The organism is Thermodesulfovibrio sp. (assembly GCF_049969575.1).
In the GTDB taxonomy this organism is placed as follows: Bacteria; Nitrospirota; Thermodesulfovibrionia; order Thermodesulfovibrionales; family Thermodesulfovibrionaceae; genus Thermodesulfovibrio; species Thermodesulfovibrio obliviosus.
Window position 1 is genome coordinate 1 of sequence record NZ_JBMFOO010000034.1, and the last position, 16,479, is coordinate 16,479.

The window sequence follows — 16,479 nt, forward strand, 5'->3', positions numbered from 1 at the left end:
ACTTAAATCCACCACGATCAACATAGCAGTATGCTTGGTAAGCAGTCACACCCTCTAAAGAACCTATTACAGTACCAGAAGCAATTGAACCTGTAGAATCACAGGTAATAGCATCATTTCCAGATAATATAACGTTTCCACCAGGAGTTTGGATTGTAATATTTGCTTGTGAGCAGTTTTTAAGACTTGCCACAGGAATTGTGGAACCGCTTCCTGAAGTATCAGGATTTTCAACACAGTATGCAGTTGCATCCATCATGCATGCTCTTGCCATTGGTTCTGCATAAGAGGATACCTTTGCTTTTTGCTGATACTTCATGTACTGGGGGATAGCAATTGAGGCAAGAATTGCAATAATTGCGATGACGATTAATAGTTCAATCAGGGTGAAACCTTTCTGGTCTCTTAAAAATACTTTTTTCATAGTTAAACCTCCAGAAGATTTTTCAGGCTTCAAGGAAGCCTTTTATGAAAAATTATAAACAAAAAATTTTAAATCAGTTGTGAAAATTATGTGAATTTTAAAACTACAATAAATTTATTGTCCTTTGCTCGATATTTTAGTTTAAATTCCTGTTTTTTTACAAGAGCTTCTGTAATTTTTAATCCCACTCCAGAGCCTTTTTCTTTTTCTGAAATGTCATTTCTTATTGCAAGAAAGTTTTTTGTCAGCCTTATATGAATTGTTTCACTGGAATATTTGATAGCATTCTCTATAAGTGAAAATACAATATTGTCCAACATCTGCCTGTTTGTATAGATAAAAACATCTTTCAGATTAATTAGGAGTTTTTTATTTATTTCAAATATTGAAAGATTTTTTTCTACTATTTCCTTTAAATTAACTTTTTCTTTGTTTGATGAGAAACTTTTAAAACGATTTATTGTTTCTAAAATTTTACAAAAATCATTGTGAATGTAATTATAACTGGTCTCAAGTCTTTGAATGGCTTTCTCATCGTATTTGATTTTTAAGATCTCTATATTGCCTTTATGAGTGGCTAAAAAATTACCAAATTTGTGAGAGATATTTAAAAGAATTAATTCTAAAAAATCCATATACTCTCTTTCTTGCTTAAGCATTTTTTCAATAATCTTGTATAAAATGAGCATTAAACTTAAAACAAGCAGAAATTCCCATAGCAATACATTCTTTACATATTCCTGAAATTTCTGCTCAATGAAATTTTTTTCAGTTAAAGATTGCAATACATAGTCTTCTTTAAAAGAATCCAGAAAACTCAAGATCACTGTGTTTAAATAAAAAAGAATCAGGGCTAAAACCAGAGAAAAAACAATGATTATTTTAATTTGGAATTTCAACTGAGTTTATATCCTCTTCCTGGATAGGTTATTATGCTGTCTGGTGGTAGCACTTTTCTCAGTTCTTTAATGTAGGCTCTTACAATTTCATCTCCCACTGCTTTTCCTGACCAGACATAGTTCAGGATTTTTTCAGAACTTACAATTTCTCCTCTATTTTTAAGAAGAAATTCAAGAAGTTGCCATGCTTTTTTTGAAATCTTTATTTCTTCACTGCCTCTGTGGATTGTTTTGGCATCAATATTTACAATAACATCACCAATGGTAAAAACACTGGGTAAATGCTTTCTCCTGTTTAATGCTTTCAGCCTCAGGACAAATTCCTTGAATTCAAAAGGCTTTGTAAGATAATCATCTGCTCCCCTAAGGAAGCATTCTTCTTTGTCATTTAAAGTTTTTTTGGCAGTGATTACCATTATCGGGGTTTCAATGCCTGCTTTTCTCAATACAGCTATTATGTCTTCGCCAGAGCTAAAGTTTAATATAAGGTCTATAACTATTACATCAAATTCATATTGGGTGATAATTTTTGGAAGCCCTCTTTCATCCCATAGCCATACAGTTTCTATATTTTCAATTTTGAGATAATCTTTGAGTGTTTCTCCGAAAATTCTATCATCTTCTATAAGAAGAATCCTCATCACTCATACTTCAGGATTCTTGGAGTAATGAATATCATAACTTCATAAAGACTCTCATCTCTTCCACGACTCTTGAATAATTCGCCAACCAGAGGAATATCCCCAAGCCCTGGGACCTTTGATTCTGTTGTACTGTCAGTTTTCTTATATATTCCACCTATGACAAGAGTTTCTCCATCTTTAAGAGAAACCTTTGTATTTCCTTCTATTTTTTGAGTTCTCGGAGCATAAACTCCTCCAATGTTTACAAACTCAACAAGGTCTTCTTTTACTACATTTACATCAAGGAGCATTGATTTATCATCAATAAGATGGGGAGTTGCCTCAACTGTTATGGCAACATCTTTAAACTTTGTTGATATCTGTCCACTCTGAACATCTTTTTCTCCATAGGGGATACTTGCTCCCTGAACTATTTTTGCCTTCTGATTGTCAAGAGTGATAACCTTTGGATTTGATATAACCTTGCCTTTTCCTGATTGTTGGAGCGCTGAAATTCTTAAATCAAGAGCAAGTGTGCGAGCTGCATTAATATATCCAATTGTGAATGCAGTTGTTGGTGAGGTGACACTTCCTGTTGAAGCAGGAAGATTTACTCCAAGAGGAGTTATTCCACCTGGCACTCCAGCAAAATTTATTGATGAGTTTTGTAATGTGCCTGTGGTAGATGCTCCTACAGAGCCAGTAATTGTTGTTCTTGTATCAGGAGGCTGCCAGAAAATACCCCATTCAAATCCAAAAGCTTTTGAAAAACTGCTTGATATCTCTACAATTCTTGTTTCAAGAAGTATCTGCCTTGTGGGTTTATCAAGATCCTGAATAAGGGAGGCTACCTGAGCGAGCACTGAAGGAACATCTCTAACAATCACTGTTCTTGTTCTTTCATCAGTGGAGATATTGCCTTTAGGTGAAAGAATTTTTGATCCCTCTATGGTTGTTTTTACCTTATCAACAGCAGCATATTTCAAAACAAATATACGAATCTGTTCCTCCTCTGCTTTTTTGAAAAGATCTTTTGTTTCTGCTTCAAGTTTTTTCTCCTCCTGAAAGACTTTAATTGGAGCAATTCTTATTATGTTTCCTTCAAAGGTTTTTTCAAGTTGAAATGTTTTACATATTACATCAATAGCCTTTATCCATGGAACATTTATAAGCTTAAGCGTTACTTTGCCCTTTACCTCAGGATGTATGACAATATTGTATCCTCCTATTTCTCCAAGAAGTCTGAAAACTCCTACAATGTCAGCATCCTGAAGGTCAAGAGAAACAGGTTTTTCACTTTTAATATTTGGTGTAATTGTCTCGTAAGAAGGCTCTTGTTCTAATTTAGCAACTTTAAGCTTTTTAACCTTTTTAACATTTAGAATTACTTCATCTCCGAGATAAACAGGTTCAACATCAAAATCTTTTCCAAAAAAGAAGCTTAATATAAGCTCATCACCCTGTCTTTTTACAGAAACAGGAATATTTCCAGTTTCTGCTTCAAAGCTTACTCCTTGAAAATCCACATTGATATAATCATCAACTTTACTTACCGATGGTTCAGGAAGTTCATTATCTGCCTGGATTGATATTTCAAAGCCTTCTTCTTTTTCATCCATTGCCATTTCAATGATTTTTGTAGCTGTGGATGGTTGAGCTGGAGGAGAATTAAAAGAAACTGTGAGAATATTATCTTCCATTTTAATTTCAGGTCTGACAGGTTCACTCACAAGAAGTTCTATCTCGGTGTTATTGTCCTTTACCTGAGCGGAAATTTCACTCACTATCCCTTCTCTTAAAAACATTTTTTTCTCTAAAATACCTGGGTTTGTATTTTTAAGCTCTATTTTTATTTTAAATGGGTCTTCACAAGGAAGAAGATTAAACTCGGTTTTTTCTGTAAGCTTTATTTTTAATGTGTCTCCTTCGGTAATTATGTTGCTGATTTCTACTGCCAGAGCATTTAATGCAAAAAGAAATATGAAGATTAAAATAAAGAAAATTTTATTTATCATTTCTATTCCTCCGTCTTGAGTTTTAAGTATTTAACTTTGTTGTTTTCTCTAATTTCAATACTATCCATTAAAATTTTTATTACTTTTCCTCCGCTATATCCTATTCTATCGTTTTCTCTCACAATATAAAATCTTCCATCAGGTGCCTGAAGGAGTGCTAAAGCACCTTTTTTATCCTTAGCAATTCCAGTAAGTTTAAGTTCTTCTATTTCGTAAGTTTCAAGAGGTGAAGCACCTTTTTTTCTTGCCTCTCTTTTAACGATTAATGGTGCAAACGGATCTCTTAATTGTTGGGCATCATAGTTGTATGTGGGAAATACAATATTAGGTTGATTTATTTGAACTGGTTGTCTTTTTGGAGTTTTTATTATTATCTGTTTAGATTTTTCCTCTTTGTTAAGTAATAAAAATCCTATTAGTAGAACCGCTAATAATACCAATGCTCCAGTAATAATTAAAATTCTCTTTCTTTCCATCATTTTTTCTTTTGCTGTATTTTTTTCTTTTCTTCTTCAGGTATCAATGAATAGGTTACTGCAGTTAAATTTGCATTAAGCATTGTCGGATCTTTTTCTCCTTTTTTAATTTCCATCTTTTTTATGTTGATTATTCTTTCTATTTTTGTAATATCGGCGAAAAATGTTCCAAATGTATGATATTTCCCGCGCATGGATACTTCAACAGGAATTTCATAGACTTCATTGGAGGAATGGGGTATTTTTTCCTTGGGTTTCCATGATGTTACAACCAGTCCTTTTTGTAGTCCTATCTCAGAAACCTTTTTTAACACATCGGAAACCTCTGCTTCCTTTGGAAGAAGTGTTTTTAAAAACTCCATTTTTTTCTGAAGTTGCTCATTAAGAGCTTTTAAGTCTTCATATTTATTGACAATCATATTGGCTTTATCTATTTCCTCTTTCAGGCTCTTTTTTTCAGAGTTTAATCTATTAATAGTTTCAACAGCTGGCAATAAATAAACAGAACTGAAAAGAACAAATAGAACAAGACATGGTAGAATCATTAAAAGAATTCTTTTGCTCTTTGAAAGTCCTTCCCAATCCATAATATTATACCTTTAACTTGAATTTTACGGTGAATTTATAAACAGCCTGTTTTTCAAACTCAGTTTGTTGTGATTCTACAAGATAAACATCCTGTAACTCTGGTGTTGCTTTAAGATTATCAACAAACTGGACAACATTCAGGTTTGAAAATCCTATTCCTTCCACTGTAACTGTATTATCAAATGCGACTCCTGTAAGCCATACTCCATCGGGAAGTTTTTTTACCACAATACTTAAAATACTAACAGGTGCTGACTGCATTTTTTTAAGGTTTTCAATTAATTTTGCCTTTGCTTCTATATCTTTGTTCATTGCTTCAAATTTTTTAACTTCCTGCATTTTTTTCTGAAGCCCTTCAATGGTTCTTTTTTGTAGCTGAATATCTTTTTCAAGAGCTGATTTTGTAAGCTCACAGTAGAATAAAATGGCTGCCAGGACAATCAAAGTTAAACCTGCGGGAATTGATAGTTTTTTAACAATATCTCCTGATAATTTAATTTCAATTTTTTTGCCCTCTTTTTTTACCTCTTTTTTTGGTAAAAGATTTATTTTTATCATTTTATCTTCTCCGTTCCCCTGAGAGACAATCCGATTGATATAGCAGCTATATTTGAATATTTATGCATCTTTGATGCAATTTTTTTATTTATTTTGATTTTTCTAAAAGGATTCAATATGAAGACTTCCTGATCCAGTCTTTCTTCAATTGATGAAACAAAAATGGGAGAAATTACGGGATAGCCTGTAAGATATATCTTTTTTACGGGTCTTTCTGTTAAAAAAGATTTAAAGTATTCAATTTGCCTGTAGATTTCTGCAGAAATATCATCTGCAAAATTCCTTATTTCTTCTTCCTGAGCTTCATGTATGTTAATCTTGAAAGTAATTGTGCTATCTCTTACATAAAGAGGTTTATCATCTCTGGCAATAATGAAGTTAATAACATTTTCTCCAACATTTACAATAAGAGTGGTGTCAGTCTCTCTGTAATTCAATTCATATACATTATAAAGAGCTAAGGCTCCAATATCTACAACCTGAGGAGTTATGCCTGCTTTTTCAAAAACATTAACATATTCGGTTACAATCTGCCTGTTTGCCACTGCTACAAGAAGTTCTGTTAAATTTTTATCTTTTACTGCTTCAAGTATGTGAAAGTCATAGTAAACTTCTTTCGCATTAAATGGAATGTATTTGTCAAGTTCCATTGGAAGATTTAAAGTAATTTCATCTTTATCAATAAAAGGAACCTGAATTATTCTTACTGCTGTGTAGGCAGGTCCTGAAACTGCGAATGCTGCTTTTGGATTTTTCAAATTAAATTTAGACGGGATTTTTATAAGAGTTTTTACAACACTGTCAGTATCAATTATTCCTTCAGAACCGATTGCTCCTTCAGGAAGTTCAAAGATCTCCCACTCAGTCAGTTCATACTTTTTCCCTATGTAAGCAACCCTGATAGAAGAAGTTTCTATTTCTATGCCAAGAATCATTTTTTAAGTTTTATACTACAAAATTACTATTTTGTCAATACTTTATTCAGAGTTTTTTTCATGATCTCGACAGGAGCCTGCAGCCCAGTCCATATTTCAAAGGCAGCTACGGCCTGCCACAGTAGCATTCCAGTGCCTCCAATAACTTTGCATCCAATTTTTTCTGCTTCTTTCATTAAATGAGTTTCAGGATAAACAATATCACAGTATACATGCTCGGATTTTAATAATTCAGGGCTTAGAGGCATCGGATCATCCTTTTTTAACCCAAGAGAAGTGGCATTTACTATTGTCTGCACTTTTTCAGTAACAGATTTGTCAATGATGCTTACTACCTCTATAAATCCTAAGTTACTAAACCTTTCTTTTATTGCCATGGCTTTAGCCAGAGTTCTATTATAAATGTAAACTCTTCCACCTTCTTTTAAAATTCCGTAAACTATGGCTTTTGCAGCACCTCCTGCACCAAGCACCAGAAAAATTTTATCTTTAATCAGTATCTTTTCATTCTTAAGTGACAAAACAAAGCCCTTTGCATCTGTATTGAACCCTTTCAGAGTTTCTTCATTATTTAAAATTGTATTGACTGCTCCAATATATTTAGCTTCATCTGAAACTTCGTCAAGATATTTAATGACTGCTTCTTTGTGGGGAACTGTTATATTCACACCCTTTATGTTCAAAGCTTTGATGGCAAAAATAGCATCTTTTAAATATTCTTTTTTTACATGGAATGGCACATAACAATAGTTAAGCCCGAGATATTGAAAAGCTTCATTATGAATTGAAGGAGACAAGGTATGCTCAACGGGATCACCGAATATCCCAATTATTTTTGTTTTTCCAGTAATCATGGTAAGTATTTTAACAAAATATAAAAAATTTTTGGTAAGATTGCCATTAATTTCAAAATTTTATTATAATGAAACATGCCAGTTTTAACCCTGCCAAAATCTGTAAGAGAGCGACTCGGAGAAGAAGCAACAGATGCATTTATTGAATTTTTTAAAGAATTTGAGAGAGAAATAAAAGATGATCTTGCTACAAAAAGAGATATAAAAGAAGTTGAATTGAGAATTAAAGAAGTTGAAGCAAGAATTAAGGAAGTTGAAGCAAGAATCAGAGAAGTTGAAGCAAACATGGAAATAAAACTTGCTCAATTTAAGGTTGACATTATTAAATGGGTTGCAGGATTTTTAATTGCCCAGACAGGTATTCTTATTGGATTTTTAAAGTTTTTTTAAATGCTTTAAATATACTTCAAGCATTCCATTGCACATTTTTTCAATAGTGTATTTATTTTCAACTTTTTCCCTTCCATGAACTCCAAACTCCTTTGCCTTTCCTCTGTTAGAAAGAAGATCTATAATTTTTTCTGCTAAAACCACAGGAGCTTCTGGAGGAACAAGATATCCATTTAATCCGTTATCAATAACCTCTCTGACACCGTCAATATTAGAACCAATTACTGGTTTTCCCATTGCCATTGCTTCAATAAAAGATGTTCCAAGAGCTTCCTGAAGTGTTGGAAGAACAAATAAATCAATTGAGCTCAAGATTTGCGGGATATCTTCTCTATGCCCGAGCATGATAACATTTTTTGAAAGACCGTGTCTTTTAATTTTTTCTTCTATGTTTTTCCTTTGAGGTCCTTCTCCAACAAAAACAAAAACAGCCTCTGGAAATTTTTTTAAAACATATGGAATTGCCTCAATTAAGCAATTAAGATATGGTGCCCTTTTTTCTTCCTTAATACTGCCACTGTCGCTATTAAAGGAGTGTCTTGATTTAGTCCAAGCTCTTTTTTAAGTGTGCCTTTAACTTTACCAGGATTGAATTTTTCTAAATCAATGCCTGTTGGAACTGCAAAAACTTTTTTTTCAGGAATGCCTTTTTGAATTAAATATTGTCTTACATACTCACTTACTGTGACAACAAAATCTGAAAGATATTTATATGAAAATGTTGATGTTATAGGTAATGCAAGATGTCTTGTTCGGACAATTAGTGGAGTTTTTTTTGATAATTTACCAGCAAATCCTCCAATGTAGCTGTCTTTCCCACTATGGGTGTTCACAACATCAATATTTAATTTATTTATTAGCCTTGCTGTGTTGTAAATTGCTTTAAGATCGTAACTTTTTCGCATCGGAGATGTGAAAACCTCAATTCCAGCTTCTCTGGCTTTCTCAGCAAGCTTGCTTTCAGGCTGGCACAAAATGTAAACCTTTGCTCCAAGTTTCTGTAACCCTATTGATTCGTTAAGAATTCTGTTTTCTTGCCCACCCCATCCAGGCGAGGACTCTGTATGAAGAATCTTAATAAACATCTTAGGATGAAATCTCCTTAAGAAGAGTTTGCACTGCTTCAAAGACTTGGTCAGATGTAATATTTTCAGCTTTTTTTGTTTGCTCTTGTAAAATAATGTGTTTAACGCCCCATGGTTTCCATCTTTGCTGCTCTGTAGAACCCCATACAGTGACAATTGGTTTACCTAATGCTGCGGCAATATGCATTGCTCCACCATCAAGACACACTACCACATTGGCAACACTAAGAGCAGCAATAAGCTCTCTTAAATGATTTGTTTTGTATGGAATAATTTGAGGTAGTGATTTAATAATAAACTCTGCTTTTTCATCATCTCCAGGATGATAAGGATTTTTCTCGCTTCCTGGAGACCATAAAAGCATTATATCTGCATTGTTATGTGCTAAAACAAGTTTTGCAAGATTTATAAATTTTTCCGCAGACCACCTATTTTCAGGCTTTCTACTACTTATGTGAAAGGCAATTAAAAGTTTATTTTTTCTTTTTAAAAACTCTTTTACCCTTTTAATCTCAGATTGTGATGGGAAAATTTTTAATTTATTTGGGATTTCATCAATTCCTAAGGGCAATAAAAGTCTAAAAACTCTTTCAACTTCATGCATTGGCTGTTCGGGTTCCTGCAAAGCCATATTATAAGATGTTGATTTTTCAATATCTTTCGGTATATATCCTATTCTAACAGTAGCTCCTGTCATGTAGGCATATCTTGCAAGTCGTGGAGAATAAGAACCGCATGCTATTGCAACATCATATTTGTCTTTTCTTATTTTCATAAGCAATCTTAAATTGTTCATCCACACTAAAATTTTATTTTTCTCGGGAACATGTTTTGCCTTTTCATAGATATATATTTCATCAATATCAGGATTGTTTTTTACCACATCAGCATTGTAGGTGTTAACAAGTATACCTATTTTTGCATGAGGATATTTTTTCCTTACCGCATGAATCGCTGGTGTAGTACATACAAGGTCTCCAATGTTGTCCCTGCGGATAAAGAGAATTTTATTCAGCATTTGAATTCCTTTTCTTTAAGCGTTTTATGCATAATTGCCATACCAATACCAAGAAGCATCATAAAAAGTAATTTGCTGTCATCACCATCAAAGCTTCCAAAAAAGTTATTAATCCAGTAACCTATCATCATTGTAATTAGAGAAACTGAGAGATACTTAACAATGCTTTGTTTATACTTATACCAGTATTTACAGCACACAAAAAAGAACTTTCCTATTATCCAGAGAAAGACTACCAAACCTTGAATTCCAAGCTCAAAAGTTATACCTATAAAAGTGTTATGTGTTTGAGGATAAATAAAATGTTTATTTTTTTCATTTCTTACAGTTTTACCAAATAAAAATCTGCCATAACCATGAGGATAGAATGGATTTTCAGCAATTTTCTCTATTGCTGTTTTCCACATAGCTAATCTTTGTTTCATTGATGAAGGATTAGTTCCTGCGATTTCTTCAGGAGACATTTTTATGTAATCTTTTATTGAAGGTATTTTTTCATTATGTAGTTCACGAAGCATCTTTTTTTCAACGTACAGGTGGACTGTAAAAATCAGAATTATAGCAAGAAAGATGCTCAAAATCCATTTTTTTTCTCTTAAAAGAATTCCAATTATGAATACAGTTTGAAATGCTAAAGCAAGCATGCCAGCACGGACAAATGTTATATGAAAAGCTACAAGATTAATTAAGAAAATAAAAAATAATAAAATTTTTTCTTTAGTATTTTCCCAATAAAATAGAGCCCAAAATATGAAAGGAATAACCATTGTATGATATAAAGCAGCAACCTCACCACCTCCAGGATCTCTTAAGCCTCCAGCTTTGTAAACAACTGTAAAAAATTTCCCACCATGCTGGTAAAAATCATAAAAAGAATATAAACTAAAAACCAGACTTCCTATAAATAAAGCTTTCAACAAAATGAATGCATGATTTTTGTTTTCTATAGCATAATAAGTTGTATAAAAAAGCAAAATAGGTACAATTAATTCTCCCCATATTTCTTTGACTGTTTCATGCCTATCAACTGAGGTAAATATAGAAATAATTGCCATCAAGAAAAAAGCAAAAAATGGCAATTCAAAGGAAGTTTTTATCCATTTAAAATCTTTCGCAATAAAATATCTCCCAAATAAAAGAAGCATAGGAGTAAACATAGCAACCGAACGAATGGTCGCTGTATGAGCAATTGGAAGAACAAAAATAAGAACACAAAGAAGAACGAGATTTATGAATGATATTTTTTCTTTATCGATGAAGTAATTTTTTAGCATATTTATAATTCTAAATTATAAGTCTTTAGCCAAATTCCTAATACTAAAAGAATCCATAAAGGTTCTCCTAAATTGATTTTCCCTGAAAAGTGTAGATCCATTATTTTTTTTATCTCCTCTTTTTTAAATAAACAAAATGGGCTTTCATCTGAAAGAAGATAATAAAATAAGTCGTCTTTTAGAATAGTTTTCATCCATTTACCAATAGGTGGATTGAACCCAGCTTTTTTCCTACCTAATATTTCAACTGGAACTTTATCTCTAATTATATCTCTAAGGATTTTTTTATTTATTTTATATGACAAAGGTAATTTATTGATCCACTCAACAAATATATGGTCAAGAAAAGGACTTCGAATTTCTAAACTATGAGCCATTCCTCCTAAATCAGCTTTAACTAAAATATCTTCTGATAAGTATGTGATTTGATCTAATGCCATAAGAATCTCCATAGAATTTGATACTTTTGTCTTTTCTAAAAGTTTTAAAATTTCATCTGGCCAAATTTTTTCATTATGAGAGAAATTTGCATTATATAAAATTTCTTGCATTCTTAGAGAAAATCCTGAAAATCTCAACGGATATGTGTTTATTAAATTGTCAGAAATAGATTCCATAATTCTTGAAACTTTACCCCAACTGTGTTTTTTATCCCAATTAAACGGGATTTTTTTATTAAAAGCTTTAATAATTCTATAAAGTGCTTTAAAAGGTAAATAGTTAATAAAACGATTTCTGTAATGTATGTAATATCTTTTATATCCACCAAATAACTCATCTCCGCCATCTCCTGTAATAGCTACTTTGAAATACTGAGAAGCAGCTTTTGTAAGATAGAATACTGGAATAACAGATGGATCACCAAAAGGTTCGTCAAAATACCATACTATTTTAGTTAAATCTTCTTTAGGATTTAATATGATATTTTTCTCTATATGATTAGTATTTAGAAAATTTGCTATTAAACTAGCATAATATTTTTCATCATAATTAGAATCTGTAAATCCTGCAGTTAACGTATTAATTTTATAATTTTCTGTAGAATAACATAACACAGCCAATATAGTGGATGAATCAATCCCGCCACTTAAAAATAAACCTAAAGGCACATCAGATATCAACCTGTATTTTATTGATTCTTTTAATAAATTCAGAGATTGTTCTTTTGCATCATTATAAGAAATATTGATTTTAGGTTGAAAACATGGGAAATAGTATCGAGTAATAACAGGTTCTTTTTGGGGAGTATCAAGAAAAAATTCCATAAAGCATCCTGGAGGTAATTTCTTAATTCCTTTTATTATTGTATAAGGAAACAAAATATATCGCAACGAAAGGTATTGCTCAACAGCTTTCATATAAATTTCTCTTTTAATCCATGGCAATTGAAGTAATGCCTTAATTTCAGATGCAAAGCAAAAATACTCTCCATCCCAATAGTATTTAAGTGGTTTTTTCCCCAATCTATCTCTTGCTATAAAAAGCTTATTGTTTTTAGAGTCATATATACAAAACACAAAAAATCCTCTTAATTTTTCAAGACATGATTGTCCATATTTTTTAAATGCATACAATAATACCTCAGTATCAGAATTAGATTTAAACCTATATCCCAATTTTTCTAGTTCTTTACGCAACTCTTTATAGTTAAAAATCTCTCCATTGTAAACAATCCAAAGTTTATTTTCTTCGTCTGACATTGGCTGATGTGCTGAATCTGTCAAGTCAATTATACTTAATCTTACATGCCCTAAAATAAAATCAAAATTTTTTGAATATTGAATATTTTTTACTGAATTTAGAGGATAATATTTGTGCTTTCCTGTCTGAAAACAAACAAAACCTTTCTTATCAGGGCCTCGATGAGATAGCACAGATAGCATTTTTTCTATATATAAAGGGTTAATAAAATTTTTCTTAAAAATTCCAGCAATTCCGCACATAAATTTATTTATTATAATTTATTTATTTTTTTAAACAATGTTCAATATATTGTTTTGCAACATAATTTTCATCAAATTTTTTTAATATATCCTCATTTATTTCAGGATAACTATCAAGCGCAGACTTTATATTTTTTGCTAATGCTTCCGAATCACCAGGCGGTGAGAGAAATTTACTAAGCTGTCCAGTTAATATTTCTCTTGGTCCTGTGGGGCAATCGGTACTTACAACAGGAGTTCCTAATATTAGAGATTCTATTAAAACTGTAGGAAGTCCTTCACTATCAGAAGACATAACAAATAAAGAAGCGTTTTTTATCCAAGGATAAGGATTTTTTTGAAAACCCGGGAGAATAACTTTATGTTGCAGCTTAAGTCTATGGATTTGATTTAACAATTTTTTAAAAGTCAACCTATCAGATTCTGTATAACAACCTCCTATGAGAACTAATTTATGAGGAATATTTGCTTTATAATATGCATCTATCAGAAGATCATGACGTTTTCGATTTTCAAATTTGGCAGCATAAATTATATATGGTTCAGAAGGTAAATCTTCTTTCTCATTGCCTAATTTTCTAATTTTCTCAAAATTAAAGGGATTATAAATTGTTTTTATAGATTTTGGTTTGATTCCTACATTTTTTAAAATATCATCGGCTAAAGCTTGTGAGACAGTGATTATGTGTCTATTGTTATAAATTTTCCTAAATTTCCTTAAAAAACGATACTTTCTTATCAATGTTTTTATATAGCCTTTATTTCCTATTTTGTTTTTAATATATTCTGACATGCAATTTCTATATCTTATATAAACATTTGGCAGTTTAGCTATTTTGGTTATTCTATCCATATCCTCTGCATTTGAAATGTAAAAATGAAAACTCAATCCATCACTTTCGATTTTTTTAATGACTTGCTTGAGTTTTTGTGATAACATTAATTTATTAAGAAATTTATTATGACTTAAAACTCCGTCTTTTGAAAGAATATGAATTTTAGAAGAAGGTACTTCTTCAATTGGTATATCAATTTTATTTTTAATTAGAATTATATGTGGATCATGGCCTAGGCGGCTAAATATTGAAAAAAGATTCAATACTACTCGCTCAGCACCACCACCAATTAATGAATCAATAAGTAATCCTATTCGCAACATTTTTTAATAAAAAATTCTGCAGCGTTGGTTATGTCTTCTACTTCTATTATTTCCATACATTTTGCCTCTGAACATTGATGTGGTAGTCTTTGACATGTTTGGATCCAGTTGATATTTCTTTTAAACATTTTATTTTGATTTCTACACTTTATAGGTTTTGAAATTGAGAGAAAAGGACAATATTGCCAAAATCGTCCTTTATCGAATAATATAGCAGAAGCTGGACCAAAAAGACAAATAGTTGGGGTTCCAATTATCTTGGATAAATGAGCAATTCCATTATCTACAGAGATTAATAAACATGCTTTTTTTATAAGTTCCCACATTTGAACAAGATCGAGATTTCCTGGATAAAGAAAAATATTAGGATCATTTATGTCTATTCCATTTAAACATTCTTTTTCATTTGGCCCGCAACTTAGGGCTATCTTTAGATGATATTGTTTTAAATATTCTATAATTTTTTTCCATTTTTGATTGTCCCATAATTTAAGTCTGGATTTTGCTCCTATATGTAATAATACATATTTAGCTGGTGGCATTTTAAATGGTTTATAAGAAGGCTGTGGCCATTCTTTAAAATTAAATGGGTCAGGGTCTATTCCTTCCACAAGGTTTGTAAGAATATCAGACCATGATTGAGGAATATTAGGAATAGATTTAAGCTCATCAAAACACCAATTTTTATATCTAGGAGTATCTCCAGCAAATCCTGTAATCCATTTTGCTCCTATAGCGAAAGCTGTCCATCCATACCTATTATCACCCGGAATTATTGCCCAATCAAATTTAGGTAGTTTCAACAAATTTAAAAATGTTTTCCACTTAAATACATTAAATCCTACAGGAACTACACCATAAGGATTTGTAGAATACAGTTTTATAAACACTTCAGGCATAGCATAATATATATCAGCTGTAGGAAAATTTTTTCTTATCTTTGCTAATAAAGAAGTGGTCATCAATGTATCTCCCAAAAATAGTTGATGAATAATTAATATTTTTTTAGGATTGTTGGGTTTTTTATATTTTAAAATCCTTTTTAAAATTAATTTCGGAAATCTATAAATTATAAACAAAAATTGCAATATTCTAAATGGCGTTCGAGAATTCATTTTTAGGGAATTTTTTATATATTTCTTCTATTTTTCTGAACATTTCATCTGTGGAATATTTATATTTTACAAATTTTTGGGCTTCTGTGCCTAATATTTTTTTTAAATTTGGGTCCTTATAAACACGTATAATTTCTTTTGCAATTTCTTCAGGTTTTTTAGGAGGCACAAGTAAACCTGTTTTTTCATTAATCACAACTTCCCTAATACCTATAATGTCTGAAGCAATAACACATTTTTTCATTGCCATTGCTTGAAGGATAGCCTGTGGAACTCCCTCGTTAGCATAGGAAGGATGAACAACTACATCTAATGAAGCTAATATTTGAGGGATGTCTTCTCTATGTCCTAACATAATAACCCATTTTTCTATATTTAATTTTTTTATATGATTTTCAATGTTTTGTTTTTGTGGTCCGTCTCCTACGATATAAAATTTAATGTTGGTAATATATTGTAATATTAAAGGAATAGCTTCTAACAAATATATATGTCCTTTCCAGCTTCTTAAAACTCCTATTGTTCCTACCTTGAATTCTTTGCTATTAAATATTGGTTTAACTTTTTCAGGATCAAACTTTTCTAAATTTACTCCAGTGGGGATTGAGAAAATTTTATTAGGATTGAATTTATTTATATTTATCATGTTTTTTCTTATTTCTTCTGATGTGGTTATAATAATATCAGGTAAGACATTATAAATCAATCGATTTAGAGCAGTATTTTTTATCGGAGTTGATAAGTGTCTTGTTCTAATTATTTTAGGTTTATTAGAGGCTAACTTTGCTGCAATTGTAGTAACCCAGCTGTCTTTGGAGCTATGGGTATTAACTATATCAACCTTTTCTTTTTCTATCAAAGCCTTAATTCTTAAGAAAGAAAGTGGATGATATTTTGAAAATTTAACAGCAAATACTTCAAAACCTTCCTTTTTAGCTCTCTTTAAAATTTCACTATTTTCTTCTGCAGCAATTAAAACTCTATATCCTCTACCTCTCATACCTTTTGCTTCCTGAAGGATACGAATTTCCTGTCCTCCCCAACCCATTGATGACTCAGTATGTAAAATTATCTTCATTTACCCTGTTTATTACTTTCACTGGGATAATTTATCAAGAAATGT

Annotated in this window: 18 protein-coding genes; 1 reads left to right on the forward strand and 17 read right to left on the reverse strand. The window is 31.4% G+C overall.

The genetic code is table 11. The annotated features are described in order from the left end of the window. The 9 genes from ACP5O9_RS07765 to aroE all read right to left on the reverse strand — a co-directional run. A partial coding sequence (locus ACP5O9_RS07765; protein ID WP_428723779.1) for a prepilin-type N-terminal cleavage/methylation domain-containing protein occupies positions 1-424 on the reverse strand: 424 nt, incomplete at its 3' end. 86 nt (positions 425-510) lie between these two features. Continuing rightward, positions 511-1,323 carry a hypothetical protein gene (locus ACP5O9_RS07770; protein WP_428723780.1) on the reverse strand — a complete coding sequence of 271 codons (813 nt, stop codon included), beginning with the start codon at positions 1,321-1,323 and terminating at the stop codon, positions 511-513. Then, entirely contained in the window at positions 1,320-1,964 is a 645-nt protein-coding gene (locus ACP5O9_RS07775) for a response regulator transcription factor (RefSeq protein WP_353685902.1), read from the reverse strand. The genes ACP5O9_RS07770 and ACP5O9_RS07775 overlap by 4 nt, the downstream gene beginning before the upstream one ends. Then, positions 1,964-3,961: a type IV pilus secretin PilQ gene (gene pilQ, locus ACP5O9_RS07780; protein WP_428723781.1), complete on the reverse strand. Its 1,998-nt coding sequence runs from the start codon at positions 3,959-3,961 to the stop codon at positions 1,964-1,966. The genes ACP5O9_RS07775 and pilQ overlap by 1 nt, the downstream gene beginning before the upstream one ends. Positions 3,962-3,963: 2 nt before the next feature. Further along, positions 3,964-4,440: a pilus assembly protein PilP gene (locus tag ACP5O9_RS07785; protein ID WP_424905032.1), complete on the reverse strand. Its 477-nt coding sequence runs from the start codon at positions 4,438-4,440 to the stop codon at positions 3,964-3,966. After that, the gene (locus ACP5O9_RS07790) at positions 4,437-5,024 is read right to left on the reverse strand and encodes a type 4a pilus biogenesis protein PilO (RefSeq protein ID WP_353685899.1); all 588 of its coding nucleotides are present in this window, start codon (positions 5,022-5,024) and stop codon (positions 4,437-4,439) included. The genes ACP5O9_RS07785 and ACP5O9_RS07790 overlap by 4 nt, the downstream gene beginning before the upstream one ends. A gap of 4 nt (positions 5,025-5,028) precedes the next feature. After that, positions 5,029-5,583 (reverse strand): PilN domain-containing protein, encoded by a 555-nt coding sequence (locus ACP5O9_RS07795; RefSeq protein WP_353685898.1) that lies wholly within the window; start codon positions 5,581-5,583, stop codon positions 5,029-5,031. Beyond that, positions 5,580-6,518 (reverse strand): type IV pilus biogenesis protein PilM, encoded by a 939-nt coding sequence (pilM, locus tag ACP5O9_RS07800; RefSeq protein ID WP_353685897.1) that lies wholly within the window; start codon positions 6,516-6,518, stop codon positions 5,580-5,582. Before pilM ends, ACP5O9_RS07795 begins: the two co-directional genes overlap by 4 nt. Positions 6,519-6,544: 26 nt before the next feature. Beyond that, the gene (aroE, locus tag ACP5O9_RS07805; protein ID WP_424905029.1) at positions 6,545-7,372 is read right to left on the reverse strand and encodes a shikimate dehydrogenase; all 828 of its coding nucleotides are present in this window, start codon (positions 7,370-7,372) and stop codon (positions 6,545-6,547) included. 75 nt (positions 7,373-7,447) lie between these two features. Here aroE and ACP5O9_RS07810 point away from each other — a divergent pair, with 75 nt between their 5' ends. Next, positions 7,448-7,762 (forward strand): hypothetical protein, encoded by a 315-nt coding sequence (locus ACP5O9_RS07810; protein WP_424905028.1) that lies wholly within the window; start codon positions 7,448-7,450, stop codon positions 7,760-7,762. Here ACP5O9_RS07810 and ACP5O9_RS07815 read toward each other — a convergent pair. The 8 genes from ACP5O9_RS07815 to ACP5O9_RS07850 are packed head-to-tail and all read right to left on the reverse strand — an operon-like array spanning position 7,748 to position 16,434. After that, positions 7,748-8,272, reverse strand: coding sequence for a glycosyltransferase family 4 protein (locus tag ACP5O9_RS07815; protein WP_428723788.1), 525 nt, complete (start codon positions 8,270-8,272; stop codon positions 7,748-7,750). The genes ACP5O9_RS07810 and ACP5O9_RS07815 overlap by 15 nt on opposite strands. Beyond that, positions 8,233-8,847, reverse strand: a complete 615-nt coding sequence (locus tag ACP5O9_RS07820) for a glycosyltransferase family 4 protein (RefSeq protein ID WP_428723782.1) — start codon at positions 8,845-8,847, stop codon at positions 8,233-8,235. The genes ACP5O9_RS07815 and ACP5O9_RS07820 overlap by 40 nt, the downstream gene beginning before the upstream one ends. Before the next feature lies 1 nt (position 8,848). Beyond that, positions 8,849-9,865, reverse strand: coding sequence for a glycosyltransferase family 9 protein (locus ACP5O9_RS07825; RefSeq protein WP_428723783.1), 1,017 nt, complete (start codon positions 9,863-9,865; stop codon positions 8,849-8,851). After that, entirely contained in the window at positions 9,859-11,139 is a 1,281-nt protein-coding gene (locus ACP5O9_RS07830; protein ID WP_353685892.1) for an O-antigen ligase family protein, read from the reverse strand. The genes ACP5O9_RS07825 and ACP5O9_RS07830 overlap by 7 nt, the downstream gene beginning before the upstream one ends. 2 nt (positions 11,140-11,141) lie before the next feature. Then, positions 11,142-13,082, reverse strand: a complete 1,941-nt coding sequence (asnB, locus tag ACP5O9_RS07835; RefSeq protein ID WP_428723784.1) for an asparagine synthase (glutamine-hydrolyzing) — start codon at positions 13,080-13,082, stop codon at positions 11,142-11,144. 22 nt (positions 13,083-13,104) lie between these two features. Then, positions 13,105-14,241, reverse strand: coding sequence for a glycosyltransferase (locus tag ACP5O9_RS07840; protein ID WP_428723785.1), 1,137 nt, complete (start codon positions 14,239-14,241; stop codon positions 13,105-13,107). Then, positions 14,229-15,356: a glycosyltransferase family 9 protein gene (locus ACP5O9_RS07845; protein ID WP_428723786.1), complete on the reverse strand. Its 1,128-nt coding sequence runs from the start codon at positions 15,354-15,356 to the stop codon at positions 14,229-14,231. Before ACP5O9_RS07845 ends, ACP5O9_RS07840 begins: the two co-directional genes overlap by 13 nt. Beyond that, the gene (locus tag ACP5O9_RS07850) at positions 15,334-16,434 is read right to left on the reverse strand and encodes a glycosyltransferase family 4 protein (protein ID WP_428723787.1); all 1,101 of its coding nucleotides are present in this window, start codon (positions 16,432-16,434) and stop codon (positions 15,334-15,336) included. Before ACP5O9_RS07850 ends, ACP5O9_RS07845 begins: the two co-directional genes overlap by 23 nt. Positions 16,435-16,479 lie beyond the last annotated feature (45 nt).